Genomic DNA, 13546 nt, shown 5'->3' on the forward strand with positions numbered 1-13546 from the left:
GGTATTGCGCCGGGACACGCGGACAGATTTAGTCGGGCTTCCCATTGCAATGCCCGGCACTGTACAAATGAATTGGCAACAGCCGATACTTTTCCCGATAACAGGCGGACAGTCGGCATCTCCGAACATCTCCGCACGTCATGCACGGCATGGCGGAGCCGGTGAGCCGCAGAGGTGCCGCACGAAGGGACCGATATTCGTGGCGCAGCGTGTCGTGGTCACTCTCTTTGACGACATCGACGGCTCGGAAGCGGCGGAGACGATCGCCTTCGGACTGGACGGCAAGTTCTACGAGATCGACCTGAACCAAGCCAATGCCAAGAAACTGCGTAAGACGCTCGCGCCGTACGTGGAAGCCGGCCGCAAACGGTCGAAGTCGGGCAAGACCTACCGGCAGACGGAGGTCGCCCCGGATCCCGCCGCCGTCCGCGCCTGGGCGCAGGCCCACAAAATGGACGTGCCGGCCCGCGGCCGCATCCCCAAGAAGGTCTACGAGGCGTTCAGCGCGGCCCAGTGAGCGGGTCGCTCCCGGAGCGCCCGGCCCTGGCCCAGGGCCCGTCAGCGGGCCCTGGGGGCAACCGACTTGCGCACACCCCCTGTTGATCAGCTAATGTCTGGAGCACGCCGAGGGGCGAGGCCGGAAGGCCGAGACCCACGGAGTCCATGCGGGTGTAGTTCAGTAGTAGAACATCCCCCTTCCAGGGGGAAGGCGCAGTGTGCAATTCCTGTCACCCGCTCTGCACCGCCGGTCCCGACCACTCCTGTGGATCAGGTAGGCTGGTGCTCGCACCGATCGGTGGGAGCCGGTCGGAGGCAATGCGGACGTAGCTCAGTTGGTAGAGCGCAACCTTGCCAAGGTTGAGGTCGCGAGTTCGAGCCTCGTCGTCCGCTCGGGAAAAAGACCCCGGTCCATCGGACCGGGGTCTTTTCGTTGTCCCCCGGTCCGCTCTGACATTTGTCATGCCGGGTGATGACACCACGCACTGCTGTGGCGCCCCGGCCGCCGGGACGCTGGATCCATGAACACGGACGAGCACGTGATTGAGGTGACCGGCCTCCAGCGGGTCTACGAGGGCGGATTCGAGGCGGTGCGCGGTATCTCCTTCCACGTGGCCCGAGGGGAGATCTTCGCGCTGCTGGGCACCAACGGCGCCGGCAAGACCTCGACGGTCGAACTCCTGGAGGGCCTGGCGGCGCCGACCTCGGGGCGCGTACGGGTGCTCGGACACGACCCGTACTCGGAGAGGGCACTGGTACGACCGCGCACCGGGGTGATGCTCCAGGAGGGCGGCTTCCCCTCCGAGCTGACCGTCGCCGAGACCGCGCGGATGTGGGCGGGCTGTGTGAGCGGGGCCCGCCCGCCCCGCGAGGTGCTGGCGCTGGTCGGACTCGAGCGGCGGACGGACGTACGGGTCAAGCAGCTGTCCGGCGGCGAACGGCGCCGCCTGGACCTGGCGCTGGCGCTGCTCGGTGAGCCCGAGGTGCTGTTCCTGGACGAGCCGACGACCGGGCTGGACGCCGAAGGGCGCCGGGACACCTGGGAGTTGGTGCGGGCGCTGCGCGACGGCGGGACGACCGTGCTGCTCACCACGCACTACCTGGAGGAGGCCGAAGGGCTCGCCGACCGGATCGCGATCCTGCACGAGGGACGCATCGCGGCCGCCGGGACCCCGGCCGAGGTGACCGCCGCGCAGCCGTCCCGGATCTCCTTCGAACTCCCCGTCGGCTTCTTCCTGGGCGATCTGCCCCCGCTCGCCGAACTGGGCGTGTGCGATCACGAGATGGACGGCCGCGACGTACGGCTGCGCACCCGCGAACTCCAGCGGACCGCCACGGAACTGCTGCTGTGGGCCCGGCGGGCCGGAGTCGAACTGCGCGGCCTCGACGTGCGGTCGGCCTCGCTGGAGGAGGCCTTCCTCGGCATCGCGCGGAATGCCGCCGCGCCTCGGACGACTCGGTCCAAGGAGCACAAGGAGTACGCGGCATGAGCGACGCCGTCACCACCCCCGCCGGCCGGATGGCCGCGCTCGCGCGCGCCGAGCTGGCCCTGCTGGCCCGCAGCCGGAGCGCCCTGGTGGCGGGTGTGCTCCTGCCCCTGGTGCTGCCGTTCAGCGTGCGGACGGCGGCCGCGCAGATGAACCTGAAGGACGCCGGGCTGACCGTCGGGCTGGTCATCCTGCCCGCCGCGATCGGTTTCTCCCTGCTGTTCGCCGTGTACTCCACCCTGGTCGGCGTGTTCGTCTCCCGGCGCGAGCAACTGGTGCTCAAGCGGCTGCGCACGGGCGAGCTGCGGGACGCCGAGATCCTCACCGGGGCCGCACTGCCGGCCGTCGCCACCGGCGTCGTCCAGTGCCTGCTGCTGACCGGCGCGTGCACCGCGCTGCTCCACGTTCCCGCCCCGCGCGCGCCCCACCTCGCCGTCGCCGGACTGCTGTTGGGGCTGCTGCTCGGCGTGCTGCTGGCGGCCGTCACCGCGGGCTTCACCCGGACCACCGAGAGCTCCCAGGTCACCTCGCTCCCGCTGCTGATGGTCTCGATGGTGGGCTCCGGGCTGGCCGTGCCGCTGGAGCTGCTGCCCGAGCGGCTGGCCCGGCTCTGCGAGCTGCTGCCGCTGACTCCGGTGATCACGCTGGTGCGCGGCGGCTGGACCGGAGACCTGGGCGTCCACGACACCCTGCGGGCCCTGGCCGTCGCGCTGGCCTGGATCGTGATCGCGGTGTTTGCTGTACGGCGCCGGTTCCGCTGGGAGCCGAGGCGCTGAGAGATGGGGGGAGAGGTGGGCGGAGAGGCCATGGGCGGGCCCGTTGGCTGGTGGCGAGGCAAGAGCACGCCGGCGAAGGTCGAGACGTACACACGGTGGTCGTTCCACTTCTTCGCGCTGATCGAGGTGGTCGCCTTTGGACTCTCGGCCTTCCGGCAGGCGGGGCCGAACCCGGGGACCTGGCTGCTGCTCCTGGTGTGCGGGCACTCCTTCGCCTGTGCGGTGACCGCGGCCCGGGCGCTGGACTGGACACGCGGCAGCCGTCCACAGCCCGTGCGGATGCTGTGGACGCTGGCCGCCGTCACCGCGGTGATCGCCACCGTGGCGATCACGGTGGCGGAGCGCGCGCACGGCCCGAAGGCCGACGACGTCGTCACCGCGGCCGGCTCCGTCTTCGGGGGCGTGCTGGTCCTGGGCGCCGGCATCATCGCGCTCGGCGTGCGCAACCGGCGGCGTGTGGTCGCGATCGTGCTGGGCTTCGCGGCCGGCGCCGGCCTCTACACCTTCCCGCTGGGCATCCCCGGCATCGCCGCGCTGGCCACGGCGGGCGCGGTGCTGGTCGGCGGCGCGTTCGTCGCCTTCACCTCCGTCTTCTCCGTCTGGCTGCTGAACGCCGTCTACGCGCTCGACGAGGCCCGGGAGACCCGCGCCCGGCTCGCGGTCGCCGAGGAGCGGCTGCGGTTCGGGCGGGACCTGCACGACGTGCTGGGGCGCAACCTCGCGGTGATCGCGCTGAAGGCGGAGCTGGCCGTGCAACTGGGCCGGCGCGGCCGGCCCGAGGCGGTGGAGCAGATGATCGAGGTACAGCGGCTGGCCCAGGAGTCGCAGCGCGAGGTCCGTGCCGTGGTCCGCGGCTACCGGGAGGCCGACCTCGCCGCGGAACTCGCCGGCGCCCGGGGCGTCCTGGCGGCGGCCGGCATCGACTGCGCGGTCACCGGCTCGCCGGCCGGTCTGCCCGCGCCGGTGCAGTCCGCGCTCGGCTGGGTCGTCCGGGAGGCCGCCACGAACGTGCTCCGGCACGGAGACGCCCAGCGGTGCACCGTGTCCCTGCGCGTCGCCGACGGCCGGGCCGAGCTGTGCGTCGAGAACGACGGGGTGCCCGAGTCCCCCGCCGGTGACCGGCCGGGCTCCGGGCTCGCCGGTCTGCGGGAACGGCTGTCGGAACTCGACGGCACCCTGCGGGCGGGTCCCTTGGGACGCGGCCGGTTCCGGCTGACCGCCGAGGTGCCGCTGCCGCCGCCCGCCGCCGATCCCGAGACCGCCCGTCCGTTGAGCGAGGCCACCCGATGACGACGTCCCCCGTGCCCGTGCGGCTGCTGCTGGCCGACGACGAGCATCTGATCCGCGGCGCGCTCGCCGCCCTGCTCTCGCTGGAGGACGACCTGCTGGTCGTCGCGGAGGCGGCGAGCGGACCGGAGGCGCTGGCCATGGCGCGGGCGCACGTACCCGACGTGGCAGTGCTGGATCTGCAGATGCCGGGCGCGGACGGTGTGAAGGTCGCCACATCCCTGCGGGCCGAGCTGCCGGACTGCAGGGTGCTGATCGTGACCGGTCACGGACGGCCCGGACACCTGAAGCGGGCGCTCGCCGCGGGTGTGCGCGGGTTCGTCCCGAAGACCGTCAGCGCCCAGCGGCTCGCCGAGATCATCCGCACCGTGCATGCCGGACACCGCTACATCGACCCGGAGTTGGCCGCCGACGCGATCTCCGCCGGGGACTCGCCGCTGACCGCGCGGGAGGCCGAGGTACTGGAGTTCGCCGCCGACGGGGCGCCGGTCACGGAGATCGCCGAGCGGGCCGCGCTGTCACCGGGGACCGTACGGAACTACCTGTCGTCGGCCGTGATCAAACTGGGCGCGGAGAACCGACATGCGGCAGTGCGGCTCGCACGGGAGCGAGGTTGGGTATAGTTGGCCTCGCGCCACGGCGCAATGCGGACGTAGCTCAGTTGGTAGAGCGCAACCTTGCCAAGGTTGAGGTCGCGAGTTCGAGCCTCGTCGTCCGCTCGGGAAAAAGACCCCGGTCCATCGGACCGGGGTCTTTTCGTCTGCTACGACCAGCTCGTTCCCGTCAGCCGCTCGTACGCCTCCACGTACTTCGCCCGGGTCGCCTCCACGACCGGCTCCGGCAGCGGCGGCGGGGGCTGCTCGCTCCCGCGGTCCCAGCCGGACTCGGCGGACGTCAGCCAGTCACGGACGAACTGCTTGTCGTACGAGGGCTGCGCGCGGCCCGGCTGCCACTGGTCGGCCGGCCAGAAGCGGGAGGAGTCCGGGGTGAGGACCTCGTCGGCGAGGACGAGCGTGTCCCCGTCGAAGCCGAACTCGAACTTGGTGTCGGCGAGGATGATCCCGCGGTCGCGGGCGATGTCCCGGGCCCGGCCGTAGACGGCGAGCGTCGCCTGGCGCAGCTGGGCGGCCGTCTCCGCACCGACCTGGCGGGCCACCTCCTCGTAGGAGACGTTCTCGTCGTGCTCGCCGACCTCGGCCTTGGTGGCCGGGGTGAAGATCGGGGCGGGCAGCTCGGAGCCGTCGGTCAGGCCCTCGGGCAGGGCGAGGCCGCAGACCGTGCGGGTCTGCTCGTACTCGGCCAGGCCCGAACCGGTGAGGTAGCCGCGGGCCACGCATTCCACGGGGACCATCCGCAGGGACTTGCAGATCAGGGTGCGGCCCGCCCAGTCGGCGGGAGCGCTCTCGGGCACCTCGGTGGCCAGGACGTGGTTCGGGGCCAGGTCGGCGAGCCGGTCGAACCACCACAGGGACAGCTGCGTGAGGATGCGGCCCTTGTCGGGGATCTCGGTCGGCAGCACCCAGTCGTAGGCGGACATGCGGTCGCTGGCGACCATGACGAGGTCACCCGCCTCGTTCTGGTACAGGTCGCGCACCTTGCCGGTGTGCAGATGCACCAGGCCCGGAACCTGGATCGGCTCGGGCTTTTCGACGAATCCGGACACGGTTCCTCCCCGTGGTTCTGTCCAATGGCTCGATTCTCCCGTATGGGAGGGATCGGTTCCGGGCTGGGGTGGCTCCGCGGTGGCGCTCAGTCGCGCTTGCAGATGCGATCCAGGAGATTGACGGTGGCGCGCTGGACCCGGGCGTCGACGTGGCCGGGGCGGTCCAGGGCCGGGGACCAGGCGAACGTCCCGGCGGCGAAGACCAGGGCACCGGACGGAGCCCGGTACAGGGACGTCTCCTGGTGGCGCGTCACGCCCTCGCCGTCCGTGTACGGGGAGTGGGCGAGCAGGATGCGGTCCTGGTACTCGGGCAGCGGAGTGCGCGGGAAGTAGCGGTCGGCCTCGCCCGCGACCAGGCCCGCGATCTCCTCGCCCTCCTCGGCCCCGGTCGCCTCCCACAGCCAGTGGTCGGCGTTGCGGACGATCAGCGGATGCGGCTCGGGGACGCGCCCGGCGTACTGGATGCCGACCAGCTGCTGCTCGGGCCGGTCGATCTCCCGCCACAGCACCGGCCGGCCGGGGCCCTTGCGTTTGCGGCAGGTCAGCAGGCGGTCGGGGACGCCGGACGGGGAGGGGCCCAGTTCGACCTGCCAGTACATGGTGTTGGCCGACAGGAACACCAGGGACGTGCCGTGCTCGCGGGCGAGTTCGACGGTGCGGCGCATGCCGGGCGACCAGTACTCGTCGTGGCCGGGGAAGACCAGGCCGCGGTAGCGGCTGGGGTCGACACGGCCGGCGTGCAGGTCGCGGGCGTCGGCGTAGGCGAGGTCGTAGCCGTAGCGCTCGGCCCAGCGGATGACGTCGTAGGCGTGACCCACGTGCAGGGGCAGGCCCGAGCCCGCGTAGGGGCGGTCGAAGGAGACGGTGGTCGCGGCGTCGGCCTCGCCGAGCAGTCGGCCGTGCTCGTCCCAGGCGTGGTAGAGGCTGGCGCCGGTGTGGCCGTCCTCCGGGTAGAGGTTGTAGGCCTGCCAGGTGATGTCGGGCAGGAGCAGCAGCAGGTCCGCGGGGCGGTTGTCGCGGACGGTGAACGGGATGTGGGAGCGGTATCCGTCGGCGGTGGTGAGCACGGCCACGTACGCGCCGACGCTCCAGTAGGACGGCACCTGCAACCGCCAGGACAGCCACCAGTGGTGACAGGAGACCGTGCGGTCGGCGGTCAGCGGCGGGGGCTGGACGATGCCGGACAGGCGCGGGCTGGTAGTGATCTTGGCGGCGCCGTCGCCGCCGTAGTGTCCGATGCGGTAGACGTCCACGCCGAACTGCTGGGGCGGGTCGACGGTGATGTGGAAGTCGATCGCCTCGCCGGGGGTGACGGCGCCGGTGGAGACGAAGCCCTTGATCTGCCGGTGGACGTCGTCGGCGGAACGGGGGCCGACGCCGGAGGTGCGGGGGGCGGGGACGCGGGGGCCGCCGGGCGGCGTCTGCGGAGACGGGTCGACGTACCAGGGGACGACGTGGCCGGTGTCGTCGAAGTACGTCTCGCTGCCGCGCAGCCAGGGGACGGGGCCCAGGCCGAAGGGGTCCGTCACGGCGTGCGCGAGAGCTCCCGACTCCCAGCGGCGAATCTGCTCCGATCCCATGCCCGATCCCCTCCCTCGTGCCCCCGTGGTCTGTCATGCGGCGGTGCGGGTCTGTCGGTGGCCGCGGTGGCCGACGTGTCGGGTCGGCGTGTGACGGTCGGCGTGTCCGGCTGTGGCTGTGGCTGTGGCTGTCGTATGTCGCACGCGCTTGCCACGTGCGCTATCGGTCCCAGCACATCACATAACGCGCGCATCCTGTCACTATTCGTTGCGAATTGGCCGAAAGTGGAAGAGCGGGATCCGCTAACGCGGCCGCCGGAACGGCGTCGACCCAGGTCAGACCAGCCGTACGGGCTTTTCCGGACGTATGCCCGAGTCGACCAGCCAGGTCCGCAGCGGGACCGGGTCGCCGTCCTCGACCAGCGCGAGGACCTTGGGGCTGAGGTCGGCGGCCCTCTCGCCGTTGATCAGGAGGGCGGGGCCGTCGAGCCAGTCGAGGCCCGGGGAGGCGTCGGCGGTGTCCATCGCGGCGCAGCACACCATCGCGGTGACGTGGTCGGCGAGGAGTTCGCGGCCGGTGCGGGGTGGTTCGAGCGGGAAGAGGGGCAGCGAGTCCTCGTTCCGGAGGGGCGTGCAGCCGAGCTGCTCGGCTCCCGCCGACACCGTGTACGCCGGTGGCGCCGACGCCTCCTCGCGGGCCAGCTCGGCGCTGATGCCGGCCGCGAGTGCGGCGCCGCGCTCGCTGCCGAGGCCGGGGTCCTCGTCCGACGGGGCGGGCTCTTCGGGGGCGGCGTGGTTCTCCGGAGTTGCGTGCCGGTCGCGGTCTGCTCGGTCTGCGCGGTCTGCATGGCCTACGTGATCTACGCGTTCTGTCGGCTCGCGGTACTCGCCGTGACCCTGGTTGTCGTCGTGCCCGCCGTGCTCGCCGTGCCCGCCGTGCTCGCCGTACGGGTGGTACGCGCCGTCGTCGTGAGCCGGCCGGACGTCGCCGGCCGGGAGTCCCCTCCGCTCGGAGAGCCTGCCGGAGGGGGACGGTGCGGACAGGTGTTCCAGGACCCGGGCCAGGGTCGGTCCGTGCGGATCGGCGGCGGAGCCGGGGGAGCGGCGGACGCCCAGGGCGTCCAGGACGCGGTGGAGGCGAGCGGCGTCGGCACGCCATTTGCGGTCGACGACCTCGTCCGGGTACTCCTGCCAGTCCACCGGGCACCAGTCCGGACCGCGCTCGGCCGGGCCGCCGTGGAAGAGGCGCGCGGCCAGCAGCGAGGCGGCCTCGTCGATGACACCGGGCTCCTCCAGCAGATCGCAGGCCGGGCGCTCGCCGAGCCGGGAGGCGAAACCCTCGGCCAGGCGGTCGCGGCGGGACAGTTCGGTGAGGGCCGCGACGACACCGGCGTCAAGGCGGGAGGGCCAGCGGCCCATGCGCCAGGCGGGGAGCGCGACCCGGGTCAGCAGCCGGTCCCAGCCCGCGTACGCCAGGCCCACCTGCTCCTGGGCGACGATCCTGAGCCCGTAGTCCACAGCCTGTGCGCGTTCCGCCGCCGCGGCCGCCACGCCGCGCTCCATCTGGGCCGCGTGCTCCCGGCAGCCGCGCAGCAGCAGCCGGACCACCCAGCCGAGTCCGGCGCACACCGGGCGGATCAGAGGACGGCGGCCGGGCGCCGAGGCGACGGCCACCGCAGCGTCCAGACCGCGGACGAAACGCCGGGCGGCGGCTATGTCCGGGTGCGCCGAGGGTCCCGTACCGGCGACGACCGGGGCGAGCACGGCCCGCAGCTCGCCGACGCGCATCCACCACAGGAACGGGGAGCCGATGATGAGGACGGGCGTCGCCGCCGTACGGCGCGGGCGGGCCGAGGAGAGTCCGCGCAGGGCGTCCGGCCCGCCGTGGAGATGGTCATCCGGAGGGGGGCCGTGGGCCGGGTGCGTACGGTCCTCCAGCCAGCTGTCGCAGTCCGGGGTGAGCTCTATGGCCGACGGGGCGGGAACGCCGAGGCGGTCGGCCAGATCGTGCACCAGGCGGTACAGGTCCGGGGCCGACTCCTCGGCTATCGGGACGGTCGGGCTCATCGCGGGGCGGGCACGGGCCACGACCAGCCCGATGCCCGCGGCCAGGAGCAGGACGACGACCGCGACGGCGCCGACCACCCAGCGGGCGACGTCCCAGCCGTGGCCCACGAGGTGCCCTGCCGAGCCGCCGGCGAGCAGGATCACGGCAAGGGCGGCGGGCAGCAGGGCGAGGGCCAGCGCCCGGCTGCGCACGCGCAGCACGGCCAGGGCCCTGGAGCGCGCGGCCTGCACAGCGACCTCCACACCCATACCGGTCACGACCGCCCGTCACCCCCTCCCGACTGTCCTGGCGTTGCTCATTCCCCCACTGTGGCACCCATGACTGACATCGCAATGCCGGTGGGCCAAGTGCCGGAATGCCTGCGCGCACCCTAGTTGGGCCCCCGGGCCGCGTCAGCCGGATGGAGCATTGGTCACTCGATGGAATGGCTTTGGTCAGAGCCGATCGACAGAGCGCAATGAGCAGGCCCCGGCTCATGGAGCCGGGGCCTGCTGGTGAAGAACGGGGCCGGTGAGGAGCACCGGTGCGGAGGAAGGGGCGGGTTGCCGCGCTACGCGTCCGCCGCGGCCCGCGCCGCGATGTCCGAGCGGTGCTGGGAGCCGTCGAGACGGACACGGGCGACGGCTGTGTACGCGCGGTCGCGCGCCTCCGTCAGGTCCTTGCCGGTCGCCGTGACGGACAGCACGCGGCCACCCGCGCTCAGAACGGCATCGCCCTCACGCCGGGTGCCGGCGTGCAGCACGTACGCGTGCGGGGCGTCCTGCGCGGCCACCTCGTCGAGGCCGGTGATCGGGTCGCCGGTGCGCGGGGTGCCGGGGTAGTTGTGCGAGGCGACGACCACCGTGACGGCCGCGTCGTCGCTCCAGCGCAGCGGCTCCAGATGGGCGAGATCGCCGGTGGCGGCGGCCATCAGGACACCCGCCAGCGGGGTCTGGAGGCGGGCGAGGACCACCTGGGTCTCGGGGTCGCCGAAACGGGCGTTGAACTCGATCACGCGGATGCCGCGGCTGGTGATGGCGAGCCCCGCGTAGAGCAGGCCTGAGAACGGCGTGCCGCGGCGGCGCATCTCGTCGACGGTGGGCTGAAGGACGCTGTGCAGCACGTCGTCCACGAGCTTGGGGTCGGCCCAGGGCAGCGGCGAGTACGCGCCCATGCCGCCGGTGTTCGGGCCCTCGTCGTTGTCGAGCGCCCGCTTGAAGTCCTGGGCGGGCTGGAGCGGCAGGACCGTCTCGCCGTCGGTGACGGCGAAGAGAGAGACCTCGGGTCCGTCGAGATACTCCTCGATCACCACACGGTCACAGGCCGCCGAGTGCGCCCTGGCCGCCTCGATGTCGTCGGTGACGACGACGCCCTTGCCGGCGGCGAGCCCGTCGTCCTTGACGACGTAGGGGGCGCCGAAGGCGTCGAGGGCCGCGTCGACTTCCTCGGCCGTCGTACAGACGTACGAACGGGCCGTGGGGACGCTCGCCCCGGCCATCACGTCCTTGGCGAAGGCCTTGGAGCCCTCCAGCCGCGCGGCCTCCTTGGAGGGGCCGAACACCGGGACGCCCGCCTCGCGCAGGGCATCGGCGACCCCCGCGACCAGCGGGGCCTCGGGGCCGACGACCACGAGGTCGGCACCCAGCTCTGCGGCCAGCGCGGACACGGCCGCGCCGTCGAGGGCGTCGACCTGGTGCAGCTCGGCGACCTCGGCGATGCCGGCGTTGCCGGGCGCGCAGTGCAACGCGGTGACGGCGGGGTCGAGGGACAGGGAACGGCACAGGGCGTGCTCGCGGGCGCCGCTGCCGATGACGAGGACCTTCACGAGGTCAGCCTAACGGCAGCGGCGCGGGGACCTTTGTGCGGGCCGCCGAGGGGACGGCGGCGGGGTGTTCGTAGGTTCCTCCGAGCAGAGCTGGGGCGGAACCGCGCCAAGGCGCCACTGCGCTGCTCCGCCCCTCTGTTACGCCGCTACTCCGTCGAATACTCCTCGACCACCGTCGCGCCCAGCTCCCGCACGATCAGTTCGTGACCGGACAGGGCCGACTCGTCGAGGTCCGGGTCGTCGTCCTCGGGGATGTCGTCCTCGGGGGCGACGGGAGCCGGCTCGGGGGCGGAGGGCCGGGGTGCCGGGGCGGGCGCGGGTGCCGCCGCGGACGGCGGCCGGCTCGGGGACGAGGCGGGGGCGGCCGCCGCCGGAGCCGTGGGCTGGGGAGCCGCCGTACGCTGCGCTGCCGCACCTCCCCCGCCGCCGTAACCGCCGCCACCTCCGTAGCCGCCGCCTCCGGGGCCTGCGCCGTAGCCGCCGCCCGCGGGTGGGGCCCCGGAGCCGCCGCCTCCCGTGGGGTCGACGATCGCCTCGATCTTCCACTGGACGTTGAACTGCTCGGCCAGTGCCTGGCGCAGCACGTCCTCGCTGCCGCTGCTCGCGAAGTTGTCGCGGGCGCCGGCGTTGACGAAGCCGATCTGGAGGGTGGTGCCGTCGAAACCGGAGACCTGGGCGTTCTGGCTGAGCAGGATCCAGGTGAAGCGACGGCGGTTCTTCACCGCTTCGAGGATGTTCGGCCAGAGGACGCGGGGGTCGAGCCCGCCGCCCGCCGGGGCCGGTGGGGCGGGGGACACCGGTGCGGCGGCAGGCCTCGCCGCGGGTGCCTGCTGTGCGGGCGCCGGGGCGCTGGGCGCACCCTCCGCAACCGGCGCCTGCCCACCGCCCGGGGCTGCCGCCGTGGGCCAGCCACCCGGCCGACGGCCACCGCCCGCGGCCGCCGCGGTGGGCCAAGCACCGGGCGCGGAGGGTGCGGCGGCCGGCGGGGCGGCGGTGGGAGCGGGAGCGGTCGGCGGGGCGGGCGGAGCCGCCTCCTGGGGACGGTCACTCGCGGCGGGCGCGGGAGGTGCGGGGGGCGCGTCAGGGGCACCCGCGCCCCGCACGGCCGCCCGAGCCGCGGCGGGCCCACCGCCCGGCGGAACAGGCGGAGCCGCAGGTGCCGGCGCCGCGCCCGCGGGACCCCCCGCCGCGGTCGGCGCCCCCGCGTGCACGTCGGGTCCGGGCACGTACCCCATCGCGGGCGCACCCCCGCCCGTGGAGAAGCTGACGCCGCGCTCGATCCGGTCGAGGCGGGCCATCACGGACCGCTCGTCGCCGTAGGCGGCGGGCAGTAGTACGCGGGCGCAGATGAGTTCGAGCTGGAGGCGGGGCGAGGTGGCGCCGCGCATCTCGGTCAGCCCCTCGTTGACGAGGTCGGCGGCTCGGCTCAGTTCGGCGGCGCCGAAGGAACGGGCCTGGGCCTGCATCCGCTCGACGACGTCGGCCGGGGCGTCGATGAGCCCCTTCTCGGCGGCGTCCGGAACGGCGGCGAGGATCACCAGGTCCCGCAGCCGCTCCAGCAGGTCGGCCACGAACCGACGGGGATCGTTGCCGCCCTCGATCACCCGGTCGACGACCTCGAAGGCGCCGGAGCCGTCCCCGGAGGCGAATGCCTCGACGACGGAGTCGAGCAGCGAGCCGTCGGTGTACCCGAGGAGCGAGGTGGCCATGGGATACGTCACACCCTCCTCCCTCGCCCCGGCGAGCAGCTGGTCCATGACGGACATGGAGTCACGCACGGACCCGGCGCCGGCCCGCACGACGAGGGGCAGCACCCCGTCCTCGACGGGGATGCCCTCCTTCTGGCAGACCTCCCCGAGGTAGTCCCGCAGGGTGCCCGGCGGCACCAGGCGGAAGGGGTAGTGATGGGTGCGCGACCGGATGGTCCCGATGACCTTCTCGGGCTCGGTCGTGGCGAAGATGAACTTCAGGTGCTCCGGCGGCTCCTCGACAACCTTGAGCAGCGCGTTGAAACCGGCCGACGTGACCATGTGGGCCTCGTCGATGATGTAGATCTTGTACCTGCTGCGGGCGGGCCCGAAGAAGGCCTTCTCGCGCAGGTCCCGGGCGTCGTCCACGCCACCGTGCGAAGCGGCGTCGATCTCGATGACGTCGATGGACCCCGGGCCGTTCCTGGCCAGGTCACGACAGGAGTCGCACTCCCCGCAGGGGGTCGGCGTCGGTCCCTTCTCGCAGTTCAGGCAACGGGCGAGGATCCGCGCGCTGGTCGTCTTGCCGCACCCGCGCGGACCGCTGAACAGGTACGCGTGATTGACCCGGTTGTTCCGCAGCGCCTGCTGCAACGGGTCGGTGACATGCTCCTGCCCGATGACCTCGGCGAACGACTCCGGGCGATAGCGGCGGTACAGCGCGAGAGACGACACGCATACGAGGTTATAGGCGC

General features: G+C 73.0%; 10 protein-coding genes and 3 tRNA genes. 8 read left to right on the top strand and 5 right to left on the bottom strand.

Translation table 11 applies throughout. The features are described from left to right. Nucleotides 1-199 precede the first annotated feature (199 nt). The 8 genes from ACFY3J_RS34520 to ACFY3J_RS34555 all read left to right on the top strand — a co-directional run bounded on the left by ACFY3J_RS34520 (nt 200) and on the right by ACFY3J_RS34555 (nt 4767). Nucleotides 200-517 carry an Lsr2 family protein gene (locus ACFY3J_RS34520; protein ID WP_384185710.1) on the top strand — a complete coding sequence of 106 codons (318 nt, stop codon included), beginning with the start codon at nt 200-202 and terminating at the stop codon, nt 515-517. A gap of 148 nt (nt 518-665) precedes the next feature. Then, a tRNA-Gly gene (locus tag ACFY3J_RS34525) sits at nt 666-737 on the top strand. An 81-nt stretch (nt 738-818) separates the two neighbouring features. Next, nucleotides 819-891 (top strand) — tRNA-Gly (locus ACFY3J_RS34530). A 128-nt stretch (nt 892-1019) separates the two neighbouring features. Then, the gene (locus ACFY3J_RS34535) at nt 1020-1988 is read left to right on the top strand and encodes an ABC transporter ATP-binding protein (RefSeq protein ID WP_390842488.1); all 969 of its coding nucleotides are present in this window, start codon (nt 1020-1022) and stop codon (nt 1986-1988) included. Next, nucleotides 1985-2761 (top strand): ABC transporter permease, encoded by a 777-nt coding sequence (locus ACFY3J_RS34540; RefSeq protein ID WP_384185705.1) that lies wholly within the window; start codon nt 1985-1987, stop codon nt 2759-2761. Before ACFY3J_RS34535 ends, ACFY3J_RS34540 begins: the two co-directional genes overlap by 4 nt. Before the next feature lie 30 nt (nt 2762-2791). After that, nucleotides 2792-4051 carry a histidine kinase gene (locus ACFY3J_RS34545; RefSeq protein WP_384185702.1) on the top strand — a complete coding sequence of 420 codons (1260 nt, stop codon included), beginning with the start codon at nt 2792-2794 and terminating at the stop codon, nt 4049-4051. After that, a complete protein-coding gene (locus tag ACFY3J_RS34550) occupies nt 4048-4671 on the top strand; it encodes a response regulator (protein WP_384185699.1) in 624 nt (207 codons plus the stop codon). The genes ACFY3J_RS34545 and ACFY3J_RS34550 overlap by 4 nt, the downstream gene beginning before the upstream one ends. A 23-nt stretch (nt 4672-4694) precedes the next feature. Further along, nucleotides 4695-4767 (top strand) — tRNA-Gly (locus ACFY3J_RS34555). Nucleotides 4768-4811: 44 nt separating this feature from the next. On the opposite strand, the gene ACFY3J_RS34560 is transcribed toward ACFY3J_RS34555, so the two are convergent. From ACFY3J_RS34560 to ACFY3J_RS34580, 5 genes are all read right to left on the bottom strand, one after another. Beyond that, nucleotides 4812-5711, bottom strand: a complete 900-nt coding sequence (locus ACFY3J_RS34560; RefSeq protein ID WP_390842489.1) for a phosphoribosylaminoimidazolesuccinocarboxamide synthase — start codon at nt 5709-5711, stop codon at nt 4812-4814. 86 nt (nt 5712-5797) lie between these two features. Then, nucleotides 5798-7291 (bottom strand): N,N-dimethylformamidase beta subunit family domain-containing protein, encoded by a 1494-nt coding sequence (locus ACFY3J_RS34565; RefSeq protein ID WP_390842490.1) that lies wholly within the window; start codon nt 7289-7291, stop codon nt 5798-5800. A 276-nt stretch (nt 7292-7567) separates the two neighbouring features. After that, nucleotides 7568-9556 carry a hypothetical protein gene (locus ACFY3J_RS34570; protein ID WP_390842491.1) on the bottom strand — a complete coding sequence of 663 codons (1989 nt, stop codon included), beginning with the start codon at nt 9554-9556 and terminating at the stop codon, nt 7568-7570. Between the two features lie 293 nt (nt 9557-9849). Further along, nucleotides 9850-11103 (bottom strand): phosphoribosylamine--glycine ligase, encoded by a 1254-nt coding sequence (gene purD, locus ACFY3J_RS34575; RefSeq protein ID WP_384185687.1) that lies wholly within the window; start codon nt 11101-11103, stop codon nt 9850-9852. Between the two features lie 146 nt (nt 11104-11249). Then, complete coding sequence (locus ACFY3J_RS34580) at nt 11250-13526, bottom strand: DNA polymerase III subunit gamma and tau (RefSeq protein ID WP_384185684.1); 2277 nt, start codon at nt 13524-13526, stop codon at nt 11250-11252. Nucleotides 13527-13546 lie beyond the last annotated feature (20 nt).

The sequence above is a fragment of the Streptomyces sp. NPDC001231 genome (genome assembly GCF_042896885.1).
In the GTDB taxonomy this organism is placed as follows: Bacteria; Actinomycetota; Actinomycetes; order Streptomycetales; family Streptomycetaceae; genus Streptomyces.

Coding starts and splice junctions, on each gene's coding strand:
- ACFY3J_RS34535 (WP_390842488.1), top strand. CDS start 1,020: ATGAACACGGACGAGCACGTGATTGAGGTGACCGGCCTCCAGCGGGTC.
- ACFY3J_RS34540 (WP_384185705.1), top strand. CDS start 1,985: ATGAGCGACGCCGTCACCACCCCCGCCGGCCGGATGGCCGCGCTCGCG.
- ACFY3J_RS34545 (WP_384185702.1), top strand. CDS start 2,792: ATGGGCGGGCCCGTTGGCTGGTGGCGAGGCAAGAGCACGCCGGCGAAG.
- ACFY3J_RS34550 (WP_384185699.1), top strand. CDS start 4,048: ATGACGACGTCCCCCGTGCCCGTGCGGCTGCTGCTGGCCGACGACGAG.
- ACFY3J_RS34565 (WP_390842490.1), bottom strand. CDS start 7,291: ATGGGATCGGAGCAGATTCGCCGCTGGGAGTCGGGAGCTCTCGCGCAC.